General features: G+C 35.2%; 17 protein-coding genes. 9 read left to right on the top strand and 8 right to left on the bottom strand.

Annotation, left to right across the window (positions count from 1 at the left end; genetic code table 11):
- Positions 1–57: 57 nt before the first annotated feature.
- A complete protein-coding gene (locus VXS03_RS13965; protein ID WP_442957453.1) occupies positions 58–579 on the bottom strand; it encodes an NlpC/P60 family protein in 522 nt (173 codons plus the stop codon).
- 538 nt (positions 580–1,117) lie between these two features.
- The gene (locus tag VXS03_RS13960; RefSeq protein WP_080156522.1) at positions 1,118–1,471 is read right to left on the bottom strand and encodes a DUF2750 domain-containing protein; all 354 of its coding nucleotides are present in this window, start codon (positions 1,469–1,471) and stop codon (positions 1,118–1,120) included.
- A gap of 342 nt (positions 1,472–1,813) precedes the next feature.
- Here VXS03_RS13960 and rarD point away from each other — a divergent pair, with 342 nt between their 5' ends.
- Both rarD and VXS03_RS13950 read left to right on the top strand, forming a co-directional pair.
- Positions 1,814–2,719 carry an EamA family transporter RarD gene (rarD, locus tag VXS03_RS13955; protein ID WP_327764394.1) on the top strand — a complete coding sequence of 302 codons (906 nt, stop codon included), beginning with the start codon at positions 1,814–1,816 and terminating at the stop codon, positions 2,717–2,719.
- A gap of 75 nt (positions 2,720–2,794) precedes the next feature.
- Positions 2,795–3,172 (top strand): nucleotide pyrophosphohydrolase, encoded by a 378-nt coding sequence (locus VXS03_RS13950; RefSeq protein WP_327764393.1) that lies wholly within the window; start codon positions 2,795–2,797, stop codon positions 3,170–3,172.
- 63 nt (positions 3,173–3,235) lie between these two features.
- Here the strand turns inward: VXS03_RS13950 and VXS03_RS13945 are convergent, their stop codons facing one another.
- The 4 genes from VXS03_RS13945 to nrdD form a co-directional block, all read right to left on the bottom strand.
- Complete coding sequence (locus tag VXS03_RS13945) at positions 3,236–3,499, bottom strand: DUF2960 family protein (protein ID WP_036791038.1); 264 nt, start codon at positions 3,497–3,499, stop codon at positions 3,236–3,238.
- Between the two features lie 100 nt (positions 3,500–3,599).
- Positions 3,600–5,654, bottom strand: a complete 2,055-nt coding sequence (locus VXS03_RS13940) for an EAL domain-containing protein (protein ID WP_327764392.1) — start codon at positions 5,652–5,654, stop codon at positions 3,600–3,602.
- 304 nt (positions 5,655–5,958) lie between these two features.
- Complete coding sequence (gene nrdG, locus VXS03_RS13935) at positions 5,959–6,432, bottom strand: anaerobic ribonucleoside-triphosphate reductase-activating protein (RefSeq protein WP_327764391.1); 474 nt, start codon at positions 6,430–6,432, stop codon at positions 5,959–5,961.
- A gap of 109 nt (positions 6,433–6,541) precedes the next feature.
- A complete protein-coding gene (nrdD, locus tag VXS03_RS13930; protein ID WP_327764390.1) occupies positions 6,542–8,677 on the bottom strand; it encodes an anaerobic ribonucleoside-triphosphate reductase in 2,136 nt (711 codons plus the stop codon).
- Positions 8,678–8,997: 320 nt separating this feature from the next.
- On the opposite strand from nrdD, the gene VXS03_RS13925 reads away from it, so the two are divergent.
- Positions 8,998–10,110, top strand: coding sequence for a GGDEF domain-containing protein (locus VXS03_RS13925; RefSeq protein WP_327764388.1), 1,113 nt, complete (start codon positions 8,998–9,000; stop codon positions 10,108–10,110).
- A 220-nt stretch (positions 10,111–10,330) separates the two neighbouring features.
- Positions 10,331–11,170, top strand: coding sequence for an endonuclease/exonuclease/phosphatase family protein (locus VXS03_RS13920; protein ID WP_327764386.1), 840 nt, complete (start codon positions 10,331–10,333; stop codon positions 11,168–11,170).
- Here VXS03_RS13920 and VXS03_RS13915 read toward each other — a convergent pair whose 3' ends face one another.
- Positions 11,171–12,517 carry a sigma-54-dependent transcriptional regulator gene (locus VXS03_RS13915; protein ID WP_327764384.1) on the bottom strand — a complete coding sequence of 449 codons (1,347 nt, stop codon included), beginning with the start codon at positions 12,515–12,517 and terminating at the stop codon, positions 11,171–11,173.
- 410 nt (positions 12,518–12,927) lie between these two features.
- Between VXS03_RS13915 and VXS03_RS13910 the strand changes: the two genes are divergently transcribed.
- Both VXS03_RS13910 and VXS03_RS13905 read left to right on the top strand, forming a co-directional pair.
- Positions 12,928–13,320: a DUF2750 domain-containing protein gene (locus tag VXS03_RS13910; RefSeq protein WP_045028823.1), complete on the top strand. Its 393-nt coding sequence runs from the start codon at positions 12,928–12,930 to the stop codon at positions 13,318–13,320.
- 77 nt (positions 13,321–13,397) lie between these two features.
- Complete coding sequence (locus VXS03_RS13905; protein ID WP_327764383.1) at positions 13,398–13,757, top strand: HopJ type III effector protein; 360 nt, start codon at positions 13,398–13,400, stop codon at positions 13,755–13,757.
- 51 nt (positions 13,758–13,808) lie between these two features.
- Here VXS03_RS13905 and VXS03_RS13900 read toward each other — a convergent pair whose 3' ends face one another.
- Positions 13,809–14,138, bottom strand: coding sequence for a hypothetical protein (locus tag VXS03_RS13900; RefSeq protein WP_327764382.1), 330 nt, complete (start codon positions 14,136–14,138; stop codon positions 13,809–13,811).
- 411 nt (positions 14,139–14,549) lie between these two features.
- Between VXS03_RS13900 and VXS03_RS13895 the strand changes: the two genes are divergently transcribed.
- The 3 genes from VXS03_RS13895 (at position 14,550) to dcuC (ending at position 17,488) form a co-directional block, all read left to right on the top strand.
- Positions 14,550–15,329 (top strand): RelA/SpoT domain-containing protein, encoded by a 780-nt coding sequence (locus VXS03_RS13895; protein ID WP_327764380.1) that lies wholly within the window; start codon positions 14,550–14,552, stop codon positions 15,327–15,329.
- Positions 15,330–15,492: 163 nt separating this feature from the next.
- Complete coding sequence (locus VXS03_RS13890; protein ID WP_327764379.1) at positions 15,493–15,768, top strand: nitrogenase-stabilizing/protective protein NifW; 276 nt, start codon at positions 15,493–15,495, stop codon at positions 15,766–15,768.
- A 364-nt stretch (positions 15,769–16,132) separates the two neighbouring features.
- On the top strand, positions 16,133–17,488 hold the full coding sequence (gene dcuC, locus VXS03_RS13885) for a C4-dicarboxylate transporter DcuC (protein WP_327764377.1): 1,356 nt from the start codon (positions 16,133–16,135) through the stop codon (positions 17,486–17,488).
- Positions 17,489–17,532: the final 44 nt, after the last annotated feature.

The following is a 17,532-nucleotide window of genomic DNA, read 5'->3' as shown; positions in this document are numbered from 1 at the left end:
ACCAGCTACGCCGTTATTGTTTCGATTGAAAAGAATAATGCGTAGCTGGATAATTTTTTAATATTTGTCTAAGCGGCGTATTTGCCAGAAATGTCGTCGCCAATATGGATTATCTAAACGAGAGATAATAACGCCTTTTGATTGTGATGCATGTAAAAATTCTGAATTACCCAAATAAATTCCTACATGACGTGAATTACGCCCTGTTCTAAAAAAGACTAAATCACCTTCTTTGGCATTATTACGCTTAACTTGTTTACCTCGTTTTACTAATTCTAACGTTGTTCGTGGCAATGACTTTTGATAAACAGCCGAATAACCAACTTGCACGAAGGCCGAACAATCTATCCCTTTTTTAGAGGAACCACCATAGCGATATGGAGTACCTTTCCAATTATGATAAACACCATCAAACATTCCGTTATCAACAGGTAATGTATGTGCTATTTCTTGTTTTGGTGCTGGTGTTAATACCTTTGTGGTGTCTTTTTCATTCGATGGTGTCGATGAACACCCAACTGTTGACAATAAGGTCAATAAAATTAATATCGTTTTTTTTGTAATCAATCCATTCTTCACGACTTTTCCTACAATCCTTCAGTGGAAATAAATATATTCGATACAATCTACTAAATATTATAGTTACGTTCGTCATACTAACGTAAATCGTAACTAATAATTGTGCTATTGATTCAATTGTTCTATATATTATTATCTAATTTATATAATGATACATGACGAATTATACTATTCAAGAATACAACGAAGGCGGGTATAGATATTAAAGTGAATTTATCGTTAGTACAGATTGAAACTCACAAAGAAACATAATCGAAAATTAATATACAAATTAATAACACTTAAATTAAGTAAAAAAAAGCTCACACCGTAATGCAAGCTAAAACTAATACAATAGAAGAGATAAAATGATGATGTATCATCAATCACTACTGTAAATCTTTTAGTACTAAAAGCGAGGTCTTTAGCTTTCATTTTAAGAAAACGAGATACAATTCACAGGGTTATGTAACTAGCTATATTATTAACAGCATAAAAAAACCCTATGGATATCAGGTGATTATACCAAGATTATTCACAGGGCTAGTATTTTATAAACTTATAGGTAAAGCTTAGCCACTTCTGAAGGCTCTAATTCAATACCTTCCAGTGATTCATTCCAGTTCAAACCAACTAATACGCCGTCTTCTACTAGTGTGATCATCCAATCTTCAAGAAAAATGTCTAATGGTAGTTCACTTGGTTGAAACTCAGCCCATTCATCTGCACATTGCACTTTTGCATCAGCTTCATTTGACCAAAATGGCATCACTTCAGAGTCTTCAAATTCAGAAGATGCAACAGATAACCAATCACCCTCTTCGTTACGAAGGCTCCAAACAACACGTGTTGCTTGTGTTTCTGTTACGAACAAAGCTTTATTTGCTTGGATATCTGCAGTTAATTTAGTCATCATTTTCTCTCAATTAAAATGCTATAATATGGCTTTATCAGTTAAATATATCAACCTTTACCCTACCTAGATATTTTATCAAAAAAACACCTTATCAGCATTATTATTTAGTCATTGTTCCTTCGGCAGCATCAACAAAAAATCTAAGCTTACAATATGTGCCTTTTCTTCACAGCGTATATTGACTTATAAAATTTCAGTGACAGAATGTCAGCGAATATGATCAGTCTACACTAGGATAGTTTTTTAGGCCTGAGCGCCATTTTGATCATTCATCACAATAGCTTCTCAATATTGCAATGATATTGAGGCAACAACTACTTTTTAATCTTAGGTGTAAACATGCAATCACGTCGTGCAGGTAATATGCTTGCGGCATTTTCATTTATTCTTTGGGGAATATTACCGCTTTATTACCAATATCTACCTCAAGCAAATACAAATGAATTACTTGCATTAAGGCTTATATTCTCAGTACCTGTAATGTTAATTGTCATGGTATTACTACGACAGCCAATACCTGCGATGAAAACGATTCTTGCGGATAAAAAGTCATTAGCCATGTGTGGGTTAGCTGGCGTTATAATGAGTGTATCTTGGTATGCATTTACATGGGCTATCACTCATGACGATGTGTTAGCTGCCAGTTTAGGTTATTTTATTAACCCATTATTTGCGATTGCATTAGCCATGTTTTTTCTAAAAGAACGACTCACTAAAGCACAAGTCATTGCCGTTATTTTGGCTATTTTAGGTATCGGCTATCAGGTATGGGAATATGGGCGGTTGCCTTGGTTATCATTGATCATGGGTAGCTTTTTTGCCATCTATGGATTAACGAAAAAGTACATAAAATATGATGCACTGACGTCTGTAACCATTGAAGCGGCAATACTGACACCTTTTGCTCTTGTGTATATGATGTGGTTATATTTCAGTGGTGACAGTGTTGCATTAACATCAGGTACGACGACCTTTCTACTTTATGCTGGTGCTGCACCAGTGACCGTTGCACCATTGATATTTTTTGCTTTAGCACTCAATCGCACTAGCCTTACTATGGTCGGTCTCATGCAGTACATTGAGCCAAGTCTACAATTTCTATTGGCGGTATTCTTATTTGGTGAAGTATTTGATCAAACAAAAGCCATCAGTTTTGGCTTAATTTGGCTAGGATTAATTTTTTGTACGGTAGAAGCCCTACCTGCACTATTTCGTCGAAAAAAAATCATTCTAACGAGCCATTAATAAATACATAGCCTAACACCGTTTCATTATCGTTAGGCTATTGTATTTTCTACCGCCACTTATTAGGAAATAAATATGCCAACAACATCTCCTAAAGCCTCATTGAATGACCTTAAAGATTTACAACATGCACTTACTGAATTTGCTCAACAACGTCATTGGGATCAATTTCATACGCCTAAAAATCTCGTAATGGCATTAAGTGGCGAGATCGGTGAATTAATAGAGATATTTCAGTGGCTAACCCCAGAGCAAAGCCAGCAATTATCACCAGAAAAGAAACAACAGGCTCGCGAAGAAATCGCTGATGTAATGATGTATTTAGTGCGCTTAGCCGATAAATGTGACATTGATATACTTCAAGCATGTCAAGATAAGATTCAAAAAAATGCGGCCAAATATCCTATCAATAAGTGCTACGGCTCTGCTAAAAAATATAACGAATTAGATTAATATTACTGACTAATAAATGCAGAGAATAAAAAAGCTGACATAATGTCAGCTTTCTATAATGGTTTATTTTTCACCGACACCGCGGTTTTCTTTCTTCGCAAGCGCTATTTTACCAAAGCCCAACTTACGGAAATAACTATCTCGGTATTCACGCCCAGCTTTACTACACGTAGATACTGCTTCAACTTGTTGCTCCATTTTTAGAAATGTCGTTAAATCAATACCTTCAGCAGCAGCTACCGCTTCATGAATGTTACGGTGTATATCAAAAGAGAAAATTAATCGCTTCTCTTCTTCTTTGTAGGTATAAACAATAGTACGTGACATAACGTCCCCAATAGAGCATGAAAGGATAGCGAATTTACCGTATAAGACATCAATATGGAAGTAGAACCGTATTTAGTATAATGATTTACTTTTTTATGCCTTAATTATCAACAACTTCACACTGTTGCGGCATTAATAAATTATGTTGGAATAATTCACCTTCAGACATCGGCTTATAAAAATAAAAACCTTGAATATAGCGCACACCAAGTGAAGCTATAAATTCTAACTCTATTTGTTTTTCCACCCCTTCCACAACAATATCTGCTTGCGTAATTTTTCCAAGTTGTACTGCAATTTTAAATAACTCTTTTCCTCGTTGGCTATCAAGGTTTAAGACTAATGAGCGATCAATCTTAACTTTATTAAATTCAAATCGAGATAGATAGGCCAAAGAAGAATAACCAGTACCAAAATCATCGAGTGCAACTGAAATGCCAATACATTGTAATTCTGATATTATTTTAGTTACTTTTTCTTCGTCTAAAATTAAGAGTTCCTCTGTAAACTCCAATTCTATATGATGAAAAGATAACGCACTATTGCTGATTCGATCTTTTACAATATTAACAAAGTTTTTTAGTAAAACAGTATCAGGAGAGATATTAATCGATAATTTAAAATTAGGATTAATAATAATAAATTTTTCTGCTGCTTTTATCGCATTATCTAATACCCACAAATCTAATTCTGGCATTAAACCTAATTGATTGAAATCAGAAATAAAGGTTGGTGGTAATATTTTACCTTGATGATTTCTAAAGCGGATTAAAGCTTCACAGCCAACAATACGATTATTTTTAATATCTACCTGAGGCTGATAATAGAGAATAAATTCACCATCATTCTGTAATTTCTCAATACTCCTCTGAGCACGAAGATTATCGTGCAGCGACGGAATAAAACTGGTTAAGCGTGTTTTTGATTCAATGTCTTCACTTGTAAATAACCGATTTGAAAATATGTCAGAAACACCGATACCTAAACTACGCTTATCCATTAATTTGAAAAATGGAAAATAAATCGCTAAGCCAATGAACACTAATACTAACTGTAGTATTGCACCAGAAATTGCACCTCCTGTCGCCATATAGCCACTAATAAAAGGAGGCATTAACCAACTATGAATTTCACTTAACGGCGGTACGATACCCATATAAATTGCGCCATAAGCAATAATAAAACTTACTGTTGGTACTAATAAAAATGGAACTATCATTATTGGATTAAAAATAACAGGAATACCGTATAAAATAGGTTCATTGACATTAAATAAACAAAGTATTAATGCAGCTCTTGCTAATAATTTATAACCTTTACTTTTCGCAAAGAATAACATGCAAAGAACTAAGCTCAGCATATTGCCACTACCGCCAATACCTGTGAAAAAATCATAAAAATTGGTACTTAATATATTTAAGTTTACACCAAAGTTATGCCATTCAGTAATATTGACTAAAGTAATATTATATAAATCGGTTTTATAGGAATGCAGTATGTGATGCCCATTAATGCCAACAGCCCAAAATAAGCCTCGCAGCATTTCATAAATAAGGCCATCAATAAAAGAAGTTGGATCTAATCGTGGAATAAACGACCAAGGAATTAGCGATGATAATTGGTCACATACTTTACGAAACAAAAAACTCACAGATAATGTTATCGATATCGTAACAATAGAACCAGCCAACATACTCATCGATATATCAATAAATGACTGGTCAGTTTTTCCTTTGAATAGTTTTATTTTTCTTAATTTAGCAATAATTTCACAAGAGACATACGCCGTCAGCAATGACACAGGAAAATTATTAGGAAGAGGAATTAATGGCGATATCAAATTCCATTGATAGGAAACAATAAAAAATACCGTTAGTGACGTAGCAATTACCATTCCTTTTGGTATACGTTTTACTGCTGACAAATAAGTTGCAAGGTAAAAGTTAACCAATATAGGAATCATTATCCCTGTCGTTTGACCGACATAATGAACTGTTTTTCCAAAATCACTAAAATCAAAATAATCACAGAATAACGCTATCAACTCACAAAAGGTCGATATTAATACCAATGGTAACGCCATTAAAAAAACATTTGAGACTGCGACAAGATATTTATTAACAGATAACTGCGACATTCTTGTAAAGATTGGCATTATATTTTCTGCTTTAAAAGCATTATATTCAATGAGTTAAATATAATGCTTTTTTAATCAAGAGCCAATAATTTTCATCTCGAAATCTAGGTCAAACCACTAAAAATAAAAAATATTTTCTATTGCTTTTTCATTCCATTTGGCATTATTCAAAACACCACTACATATTCAATATGTTTCCCCATAGTTATACACAGAAACTGTGGATAAGTTCAACAACGAAACAAAATAGCACAATAACGCAACAAAATAGAAACAATAAACACTAACAAAAGCCTATTATTGACTAATTAATCAGCACTGCTTAATTATCGATCTTAAAATAATGAATAATCTGATTTTCACTGCCTTTCCATACCAAAGAAGGATTTCGTTGTTCTTGTTCATATTTACCATCAACCATAACATCGATTAGATCAGTAATTTGCTGTTGTTCTGGTGTCAGTTCTGACAATAGATACCCTGTCCATAACCAAATATCTTTATCATTGCATTCACGGCGCACACGTTGTACTAATTTGAGAACTGCAGCTACGTTTTGTGGATGCAGCGGATCGCCACCTGATAACGACAGTCCACGACGTTTAATACGCGTATCATTAAGGTCGTTAATCACTTGATCTTCCATTGCTTGCGTAAATGGATGGCCAGCATCAACACGCCACGTGCTTTGGTTATAACAACCTTTACATTGATGAACGCAACCAGAAACAAATAAAGTCACTCGCGTGCCAGGACCATTAACGATATCGACAGGGTAATAATTATGGTAGTTCATTTTATATCTCGGTTAATCTCAGCACATGTCATAACATGCTATCAATGCCCAAAACATAAAAAGTGCCCTAAAGCACTTTTTATATTTAACTTAAGTTTACTTATTACGATTACATGTGCTTAACGCGACGCTTAACTTCTTCTTGTTTACCGAAGTTAAACGGACGAGCATCTGGACTGCCTAAGTAGCCACATACACGGCGTGTTACAGATACACGTGATGGCTCATGGTTACCACATTTAGGACATGTAAAGCCTTTGCTCGTACAGTCAAACTCACCAGTAAAACCACAGTCATAACACTCGTCAATTGGTGTATTGGTACCGTAATATGGAACGCGGGTATAGCTGTAATCCCATACGTTTTCTAATGCTTCAAGGTTATGTTGAATATTTGGGTATTCGCCATAACAAATAAAACCACCATTCGCGATATCTGGGTATGCCATTTCAAAGTCAATCTTGTCATACGGATTCACTTTTTTCTCAACATCCAAGTGGAAACTATTCGTATAAAAACCGCGATCCGTTACGCCATCAACAACACCAAATTCTTTGGTATCAATCGCACAGAAGCGACTACATAGATTTTCACTTGGCGTACTGTAAAGACTAAAGCCGTAACCAGACTCTTCTTTCCAAGCATCTGTTGCATCACGTAAACGTTGAACAATAGCAACCGCTTTCTCACGCAGTATTTCACTGTCATACACATGAGTTTTATTACCGTACAATGCATTTACGGTTTCATGAATACCAATGTAACCTAATGAAATCGATGCACGGCCATTTTTGAAGATTTCAGAAACATCATCATCTTCTTTTAAACGTACACCACATGCGCCTTCCATATAAAGGATAGGAGCAACACGTGCTTTTACGCCATTTAAACGTGTAATACGCGTATCTAATGCGCGACGAGACAATGCTAAACGCTCATCCAAGATCTCAAAGAAGCGCGCTTCATCACCTTGTGCTTCTAATGCAATACGAGGTAAGTTGATACTTACTACACCAAGGTTATTTCGACCCTCATGAATGAGTTCACCATTTTCTTCATAAGGACCAAGGAAGCTACGACAGCCCATTGGGGTTTTAAACGAACCTGTTACTTCAACTAATTTGTCATAGTTTAGAATATCAGGGTACATACGTTTAGATGCACACTCTAATGCTAACTGTTTAATATCGTAGTTGGCGTCATCAGGTTTGTGGTTAAGACCATCTTTAATCGCAAAAACAAGCTTAGGGAATACAGCTGTTTTATGATTCTTACCTAAACCGGCAATACGGTTTTTAAGAATAGATTGTTGAATTAAACGCGATTCCCACGATGTGCCTAAACCAAAGCCAAAAGTTACAAAAGGTGTTTGACCATTCGCGGTATGTAATGTGTTTACTTCATATTCTAATGATTGGAATGCGTCATAACATTCTTTTTCAATGCGTGCTTGTGCAAAAGCAGTAGGATCAGCAATGCCCCACTCTGTTGCGACCTCTAAATGCTTGCTGTAACTTACCGTTACATAAGGTGCTAGCACTTCATCAATACGGTTAATTGTTGTGCCACCATATATATGACTCGCAACTTGAGCGATAATTTGTGCAGTAACAGCTGTAGCTGTAGAAATTGACTTAGGAGTATCAATTTCAGCATTACCCATTTTAAAGCCATTATTCAACATGCCATTAAGGTCAATTAGCATGCAATTAAACATTGGGAAAAATGGTGAATAATCTAAATCATGGTAGTGAATTTCACCACTTTCATGTGCTTTAACAATATCACGTGGCAACAAATGTTGGGTTGCATAATGTTTAGCAACAATACCAGCCAATAAATCACGTTGGGTTGGAATGACTTTACTGTCTTTGTTAGCATTCTCATTTAGCAAAGAAGCATTACTTTGTTCGATTAGGCCACGAATTTCATTATTTAAGCGACTTTTCTTCTCACGAGAGATATCTCGATCGTGACGGTATTCAATATAAGCGCGAGCAACAACCTTGTGTGGGCCTGCCATAAGTTGCGTTTCAACCGCTTCTTGAATGGCATGTATGTCAACATTATCAGCACCAGAGAACTGCTCTAATACTGCGTCAGCGACTGATGTAGCATAGGCTTCATCCATTGTATGACAATCTGAATCGCTGATGGAATTCGCTGCTCCAATAACAGCTTCTTTAATGCGTAAAACATCAAAAGACACACGGCAACCATCACGCTTTATTACTACAGGATTCACACAATGCTCCTAAAATCACAGAAAATTACAGTGTCACGTAACCACAAAATATAGTGTTCTATTTGTGTTCAGCAACAAGATGTAGGGTATTAGGCGCGATCTAGCGCAAAGAAACATTGATCAAGATCAATTTAATTAACGAGCAGTTTGTCTTCTGAACGATGGTTATGACTCGTCACAAAAATTTGAATGTAACCCTATTTAGAAAGCTCATTGTCAATAAATTTATTGTCACATTTACTAAAAATTAAAAAAAAATCACTTGCCTTTCGAGCAATTCTTGAGACTATCTCATGTACGACAACTATGGATCTAACTGAATGTATTTCTCTTCACTAGATACGCGCATTGATGACACTATATATAAAAATCTACGTCTTGGTTTTATCTGGGCATCTAAAATTTCTTTAATAACATTAATGTTAATTACTGGTGTTATTTGGGTTGATTTTTTTAACAAAGAAAATAGTAATTTACTATTAACAACGGTGAACTTTGGGATTCAAGGTCTACTTTTTGTCTTCGGCTTAGTTTTTTTTGTACAAAATAAAACACTTAAACATTATAAAATAATTTCATCTATTTATGCGTTACTGTTTGGAACAACGTGGGGAGGAGCGATTATCAATCTAAATAACTTAGGTCACGCCTATGTTATTGTTGAAATCGTCGGCAACCTATTATTTCTGGTGGTACTGCTCAGTTTTTATACCTATCGTATGGCTGTCTATCTAGCCACGCTACCAATCCTTGTATTTACAACTTGGTATAGTATTGCCGACCCTAGGTTTGATCTACTTTTTGCTTTTACTAAGCTGGCTATTACGATCATTATTATTGAATCAGGCCGACAATTACTTTTTAAATGGTTTACAACTCGAATTAAACAAGAGCACGACAACAAACGCTTACTTAATGAGTTAACAAACTTATCTTTTACGGATCAGCTAACTCAAATTAATAATCGCCGTTTTTTTGATTTTGCAATTGATAAACAAATAACTCATGCGAAGCACCACCGCACTCCACTATCGATTATTTTAATTGATATTGATTATTTTAAGCTTTTCAATGATACACAAGGGCACATTAACGGTGACATCTGTTTAAAATCAGTTGCAATGACGATTAAAAATAGCCTATTAAGACACAATGACACCGTATCTCGCTATGGTGGTGAAGAGTTTGTTGTACTATTACCCAATACAGATCTAAATGGAGCATGCCGGGTCGCCAAACGTATTCAATCCAGTTTAGCGACATTAGCTATTGTTCATCCATGCTCTGATATTAATGATTATGTAACAATCAGCCAAGGCATTGCTACATGGCAAATAAACCAACGCCCTAATCAATTAATTAATGAAGCAGATAATCGTCTTTATGATGCTAAAGAAGCAGGCCGTAACCAATATTGCAACGCAAAAAAATGAAAAGAGTGACAACATAATTGCACAGAAATATGGCACTCCATGGCAAATAAACTATCACCAATACATTTGTACAAAGAAATAAGGCACGGTCAATATTTGATCACCATAACCGATGATAATGACCATGCCTTATTTCTTTTTTGTGATACTCTTTTTCATATTATTTTCATTCACTACAAGTAAGAGCTACGCGCAGTCCTTTACGTTAATGAGCTGGAATATGCAATGGCTATCATTAAAGCAAACTTCGCCAGTCAAACGTTCAGTTGCTGATTATAATGCGTTACGCCAATTATTTACGACTTATTCACCTGACATTCTTGCTTTCCAAGAAGTTGATAGTACTGAAGCTCTATATCGAATCGTTGATAAAACACAATATAATATTTATCTATCAGATCGCATTCATAATCCACAAGATACCTTTAAAAAGAATAATCAATATACGGGGTTTGCTGTTAAACGGCATATCGTTGTTAATGATATTACAGATTTATCGCAATTAAGTTCACCTGCAATAGCGACTGGAATTCCAATGCCATTTAAAAACAAATTACGTTATGGCAGTATTATCGAAATAGTGATTAATCAACAATCAATTCAATTGCTCAACCTTCATCTCAAATCAGGTTGTTTTACCGAAACACAGTTATTCAAACAGAAAACGCAAGCATGTAAAACTCTCACACAACAGCTCACTTTAATCAAACAATGGGTTGAAACACAACAGCAGCAATCTTATCCCTTCATTATTGTTGGTGATATTAACCACCAGATAGTTGATAGCCGACAATTTCTCAGAAAAATCTCAAATGATGCAGGAGCAATCAAACTATTATCAACAGCAATAAAAGCCAATTGCACAGTAAAATTAGTAACAAAAAAAACGCGCATCCGTACTTATCGTCAACTCATTGATCATCTAATTGCTACCACTGATATCAAAGCACTAAGTCAACAACAAATTCAATATGATAGACAGAAACTCTTACAGTTTACTCTCAGCGACCACTGCCCATTATTGTTTACGCTATCACTTAATTCCATTGAAAAAAGTTAACTATTCGGCCGCATAGCCACCATTATAATAGCGTACATCCGGAATAATATTGTGCTTGTTGAGCAAGCGATACATAGTAGCACGTGAGACGCCTAAATCTTTTGCGGCCGATGCCACTTGCCCTTTATGAGTTTCCAACATCGTTACTAATACATCTTTTTCTGCTTCATCTTTTATGGTTCGTAAACTCTGCTTAGTATTTATCTTTTTAGGCAAATCAAAATGGTCAAGACTCACTTCATTACTATCATTTAATAATGAAACCCGCTTTACTTGATTTATTAACTCTCGAACATTACCAGGCCAGTTATAACGTAGTAATAATTGTTTTGCTTCCTCACTATAATGCATCGCTCGTGTGCTGTACTCTTTTGAGAATTTCTGTAAATAATATTCAGCCAATAATATAATATCAGCACCGCGTTCTCTTAATGTGGGTACTGCTACATGAAAGACATTCAGACGATAATAAAGCTCTTTATTAAAGGTATCATTTTTCACAGCTAACTCTAAATCAACGCTTGATGATGTAATAACTCGTACGTCAAAGTACCCCTGATCGTTTAGTTTTTCATTTTCTGGTTGTTGCAAATAATTCAGTAGTTTCAACTGTAATGATTTAGATAGTTCTTCCACACTATTTAATAAGACAGTGCCGCTTTTTATAGTACAGCTAAAATTCATATCTTGCTGAGGGTCTAAAAAATGTGTGCGCTGATCACTGTCAGATAATGAAGAACAATTAATAATGGTAAAGTCATCATTACGTCGTTTACTTAAATTATGGATTGTTTTCGCTATTAATTCTTTGCCAACCCCTTGCTCACCACTGAGTAAAACATTAACGTCAGTCATCGAAACGCGTTTGACCATGTCTCTCAAGTGCTTAATCGATTTAGATTCGCCATATAATCCAACTTCACATTGATGATTTTCATCAACCCAAGATGTTGATTCAATTTCTAGCATTCCTAATTGATGCCCTGCTGTATCTAATAACTGGCTTGTTGGTATGGGAGTAGAAAAAAAATCAATACAGAAATTATTTATAAATTGACAAATAGAATCAATTTTTAATTGTTCTTTCTTTATAATAGCGATCCATTTCACATGCTTGGTTTTATTTGCTCGTTGAGAAATACTATTTAAGCTAAAGTCATTGTTACTTAAATCAACAATACATACACAAGGGCTATATTCGTCTAATATCGCATCAGCAGTACGCAAATCGTAGCAACAGTGTGTTTTCCAACCGGCTTGTTCTAATAATGCTATCCAAGGTTCATAAGTACACCCCATGGCAACAAGACGTCCATTACTCTTTTTTTTGTCATTTATAGCTACCATTAGAGTCACCTTTTAAGAAAATAGCCATTATCAATTTATATTAAAAAATATAGGTAAGAACGGTCTATTTTGCATTGTATCAACCTTAAGAATGACATTAAAAATATACTAGATTAAATCTATTAATAACACTCATAGTTATTTAAGTGTTATATTTCATTACATTAAGAAAAAAACATGACAAAAATATTCATATGATTTATTTGTTTTTATAAAAAACAAATAAACAAAATATTGTACTTTATTGTTTTTTGTACATTTAAGTATTCATTAAAATATAACTATTTAGACATTATACTCTTACGCTAACGCCGAGTAAGAGTAGAAAAAGCATGGATAACACAAGACGTTACTCTACTTTTGTTTTATCCTTGCCTAAAATAATAATGTGTAAAAAATAGGACTACAGTATGTCTACCCCTTTAGATGCTGCAATGATCGAAACAATTCAAAGCTTTGATGCAGAAAAACGCTATAAACATTTAGTGAAAGAAGTCGTAGCTAACCGTGAAATCTGGATCCTTACCGATGAGCATGGATGTGTAATGCTCAATACTGATGATGAAGATTGCGTTCCTGTTTGGCCAAATAAAGAATTTGCCGAAGCGTGGGCGACAGGTGAATGGGAAACATGTAAAGCAGAAGCGATTTCATTAAATAAATGGCATAGCCGTTGGACGCATGGCTTAGAAGATGATGAACTTGCTCTCGTTGTTTTCCCTATTCCAGAACAGGAAGGCCTTGTAATCTACCCTGACGAACTAGACTACGAATTAAAAACACTCGCGAATAAACGTCGCTAATAGCAATTTTTTCTATCAAGGCTGGCATCACGCTAGCCTTCTTTTTATGTACTTATTATAAGGAACATTAAAACATTATGGACACCCTTATCAGAAAAATAAAACACACACCAAATAACGTTGATTTTAAAGAAATAATCGCAATGATTAATCACAACTATCATTATCAGCCAACACAATTTATTAATGGCCAAACAAACGATGCCGTGATTAACCTTGCAGGAACAAATGAAGGATCATGTAAAATATTTGCATTCGCACATTTACATCAACTGACTAAATCTGAAACTTTAGCCTGTTTTGGTGCATTTTATCGTGATGAGGTCGTTAAGTACCCACAAAATCATGATCATCAAAATATCCGTCAATTTATGATATCGGGTCCTGATGGCATTCATTTTGAACGCTTTCCCTTAAGTCTTAAAAAAGACATATAAAAACCACTGTTTAATATTCTTACAGTGGTTTTTATGGTGTTGCCATATTACCTATAAAGTTTTTTTACAATGACTGCATGTTTGTGGCGGCTTCATAAAAAAAGGAGAGCGGCTTGCCTGACCACAACTATCGCAAAATTTTGTTGAACGGATCGTAAGTAAAGTTACAGGCACTAGCAGGATCAATATCGAAATCATCCATGCTATCGGCGGTTGCATAAAAATAATAAAACCACCAATCACAACATTACTAAACACGGTATAAACTGGCCATAAACGGCGCTTTTTCGCTACATCGTTACCACGTTGGAATAGCATTACACTTCCCACCGTTAAACCTAGCCAAATGACAACGAAACCAATTAATAGATTTTCCTGCATCTTTTTTCCTTAAAATATACGCCGCTAAGTACAATACTTATTGAGCAAAACTAAATAATAATTACACTAAATCCACTTACCCAGTTGGTACATAGCCCCAAGTATTGATAGCTCTATTGTTACTATGCCGTATTTTACCTCTATTTGATAACAGCATTTATGATAAAAAAGGCATATCAGCCCGAAAACACGCCGCTAATCACCTTTTAATTCACTATGATTATGAATAATGTAAATAAAGTGTAATAAATAATTCAAAAATATGAATATCAGCACAGTATTCAACTTCTATTCAAGGTAAAGTTATTAAGATGTAAACAGGTAAGACATTACAACTAGCATACCCCTTTTAGATATACCCGTTTTTGTATGTTTTGATATTGCACTTGCAATATTTTTAGGAGTTGTTTAATGAACATAAAATCTGTTTTACGTACAAGTTTTGTTCTTTTTTGTATGCTCAGCCGCACCGTTGCAGCAGCACCAGCGATCGCTCCCGCCTTTAATACTCATGACCAATCACAGACTCGCCAGACACAAGCGAGCCGAAAGGCTTTCCAGCGTGATTTGAGTGGCTTATACAGCATTCAATCATGGCGAGATGATAACCTTCGTCAGCCTTTTACTAATTTTGATGCACTTTACTTAGCATCAACTGATGCACAAGTAGAATTACAAACCTTACTGCAAAGTGTCAGCTTGGCATCAACTACTGATATTATTATTCCTCAAATAAAATCAGCACAACGTTCACAACAAAAAATTGCTACTGAATTGCAGGGTGAAACAGATAAAATCACCGATATAGCACGAGGCTCTATTGTTGCTCAAAATATTCCCGCATTGGTTCAAGCGTATGAGCTATTAGCAAAAGAAGCGACCATTGTTAGTGTGAAAAACCGATTCAAAAACCCTACGCCATCAGGCTACCGTGATTTAAACGTATTAGTTCGCTTACCTCATAGTCAAATTATCACTGAGGTTCAACTGCACTTAGATGAAATTTCAACCATTAAAAATGGCCCAGAACATGATCTATATGAAAAAATTCAACATATCGAACGTTTAGCACAGCAGCAACAACGCTCACTATCTGAGTTTGAAATGGCGCAAATTAATCAACTTCGTCAACAATCGCATCAACTTTACCAAACTGCATGGTTAGGTTATTTACAACCACAAGCAGCATAACATGCACTAAAATTCAGCCCGTGACGATATTAATCCGCCACGGGCTATTTAATCATTATTGATTTATCTTTACGCTAATACATTATAAAATTTACATCACTTCAAGCATAATTTATGCATTCTTAACTAATGCATATAGCCTTTAAATAGAATCCATAGCATCATGAATAAAGACAACATTCTAATAACAATAAAAAGCTTTACATCTATAGAACAAGCGCTTGATTACTTTGAAATTGGCTTCGATAGTCAATTTATTAATGCAAACCGTCTCCAATTAGTAAAACGATTTAATGGCTATTTACTCTTAGAAAAACCCAAAGACTGGTTTGCCGCGCGTAGAGCATTGAAAAATGCTTATTGTCGAGTACAACGATCACAATTAGATAAAACGACTAGACAGGCATGCCGAGGATGCACCAGTTGTCAGAGACGGTGACATAACATAATAAAGTACAGTGAATAGAATATTTAATGTAAAAATCAAAATAGCACACAACCACAAGTATACTTAATAATCATATCTAGCAACGTCAATTCTTTACATGCTATTCCTGTTAAGAATACCGAAAATTGGAACTAAATTTAGTCACTAGCCATTTAATGTTTAATTATTGTTAATCTTAATATGAATATTTGTTTTGTTCATTTTATGCACTTGGTATTGATAATGTTATTTATTTGACCGCAATCATAGTTACACTAATTTACCTCTAATTTGAATTAATTCTCATCGTGAAAACGTTTTCAATCTTCTATTATCCTTCGCCATATTAAATGGACGCTTTCCAATATGGAGATAGATGATGGTTACAATATTTAGCCTTATTGTTATATTCCTTGTAGGCTTATTGATTTACAAGAAATACAACCCACAAACAACATTACTGCTTGGCGGTATTATAATGATGGCTGCGGCTATTGTTTTTAATACGGGCACACCACTTCCTGAAAACATTTCAAGCGGTAATCAATGGCTTGATATTTTTACATTCTTAAAAAATACCACAGCCAAAACAGTCGGCACTCTGGGTCTTATTATCATGGCCGTCGGTGGTTTTGCTAAATATATGGATCATATTGGTGCCTCACGCGCATTAGTCAATATTGCCATTAAACCATTAGGCTATTTCAAAGCCCCTTATTTAGTGATGGCTTTGGGTTATATTATGGGTCAGATCCTTAATATCTTTATTCCAAGTGCATCAGGCCTTGGCTTATTGTTAATGGTTACCCTATATCCTATTTTAGTACGCCTTGGTGTTAGTAAAATGTCTGCCGTTGCTGTTATCGCAACAGCAGCTTGTTTGGATTTAGGTCCTGCATCAGGTAACGTAAATTTGGCGGCACGTACTGCTGATATTCCTGTAACTGAATATTTTATTACCTACCAACTCCCCGTTGCTATTGCCACAATGATAACTATTGCCACTCTGCATTTCTTTGTTCAGCAATGGTTTGATCGTCGTGCCACAACAACTGATAATGTTGAACTTCAAGCAGAAGAAGAACACGTTGCGCCACCAGCATGGTATGCATTACTACCTATTATTCCACTTGCATTAATCATGATCTTTAGCCCAATGGCTATTGATACAGTAAAAATCGATGTCGTTACTGCAATGTTTATTTCAATCGCAGTGGCAATGGTATGTGAAGGTATTCGTCACGGTGCAAAACCTATCTTTAAAGATATTTTGGTTTATTTTGATAGCATGGGTAAACAATTTGCACGCGTTGTAACATTAGTTATTGCCGGTCAAGTGTTCGCTCATGGTATGAAAGTGATAGGTTTACTTGATACTGTGATTAATTTCGCAATTAATGCGTCATTATCCCCTGCAATAATGATAATTCTGATGGTTATTATTATTACTTTTGCCGCTATCTTAATGGGTTCAGGTAATGCACCATTCTTCTCATTTGCAGCCATGGTGCCAGATATTGCCAACAAAGTTGGCGTTAATGCCGTCGTAATGTTAATGCCAATGCAATTAGCATCTGGTATTGCGCGTTCAATGTCGCCTATCACGGGTGCGATTGTTGCGGTAGCTGGTGTTGCCGATGTATCACCATTTGAGCTCGTTAAACGAACTGCAATTCCAATGATTGGGGCGTTAATTGTTTCAACAGCAATGTCATTAATCATCGGCTTGTAATACAAGCAATAAAATAAAGAAAACCCCGTTAGTTATTATAATGA

Origin of the sequence: Photobacterium sp. S4TG1, from assembly GCF_036040035.1 — a bacterium.
Lineage (GTDB): Bacteria > Pseudomonadota > Gammaproteobacteria > Enterobacterales > Vibrionaceae > Photobacterium.
This window is presented reverse-complemented; position numbering and strand designations above follow the sequence as displayed.

What these genes read in the sequence shown, in the direction of transcription:
- VXS03_RS13960 (WP_080156522.1), bottom strand. Translation starts at nt 1,471, where the DNA reads ATGACTAAATTAACTGCAGATATCCAAGCAAATAAAGCTTTGTTCGTA.
- rarD (WP_327764394.1), top strand. Translation starts at nt 1,814, where the DNA reads ATGCAATCACGTCGTGCAGGTAATATGCTTGCGGCATTTTCATTTATT.
- VXS03_RS13950 (WP_327764393.1), top strand. Translation starts at nt 2,795, where the DNA reads ATGCCAACAACATCTCCTAAAGCCTCATTGAATGACCTTAAAGATTTA.
- VXS03_RS13945 (WP_036791038.1), bottom strand. Translation starts at nt 3,499, where the DNA reads ATGTCACGTACTATTGTTTATACCTACAAAGAAGAAGAGAAGCGATTA.
- VXS03_RS13940 (WP_327764392.1), bottom strand. Translation starts at nt 5,654, where the DNA reads ATGCCAATCTTTACAAGAATGTCGCAGTTATCTGTTAATAAATATCTT.
- nrdG (WP_327764391.1), bottom strand. Translation starts at nt 6,432, where the DNA reads ATGAACTACCATAATTATTACCCTGTCGATATCGTTAATGGTCCTGGC.
- VXS03_RS13925 (WP_327764388.1), top strand. Translation starts at nt 8,998, where the DNA reads ATGTATTTCTCTTCACTAGATACGCGCATTGATGACACTATATATAAA.
- VXS03_RS13920 (WP_327764386.1), top strand. Translation starts at nt 10,331, where the DNA reads ATGCAATGGCTATCATTAAAGCAAACTTCGCCAGTCAAACGTTCAGTT.
- VXS03_RS13915 (WP_327764384.1), bottom strand. Translation starts at nt 12,517, where the DNA reads ATGGTAGCTATAAATGACAAAAAAAAGAGTAATGGACGTCTTGTTGCC.
- VXS03_RS13910 (WP_045028823.1), top strand. Translation starts at nt 12,928, where the DNA reads ATGTCTACCCCTTTAGATGCTGCAATGATCGAAACAATTCAAAGCTTT.
- VXS03_RS13905 (WP_327764383.1), top strand. Translation starts at nt 13,398, where the DNA reads ATGGACACCCTTATCAGAAAAATAAAACACACACCAAATAACGTTGAT.
- VXS03_RS13900 (WP_327764382.1), bottom strand. Translation starts at nt 14,138, where the DNA reads ATGCAGGAAAATCTATTAATTGGTTTCGTTGTCATTTGGCTAGGTTTA.
- VXS03_RS13895 (WP_327764380.1), top strand. Translation starts at nt 14,550, where the DNA reads ATGAACATAAAATCTGTTTTACGTACAAGTTTTGTTCTTTTTTGTATG.
- VXS03_RS13890 (WP_327764379.1), top strand. Translation starts at nt 15,493, where the DNA reads ATGAATAAAGACAACATTCTAATAACAATAAAAAGCTTTACATCTATA.
- dcuC (WP_327764377.1), top strand. Translation starts at nt 16,133, where the DNA reads ATGATGGTTACAATATTTAGCCTTATTGTTATATTCCTTGTAGGCTTA.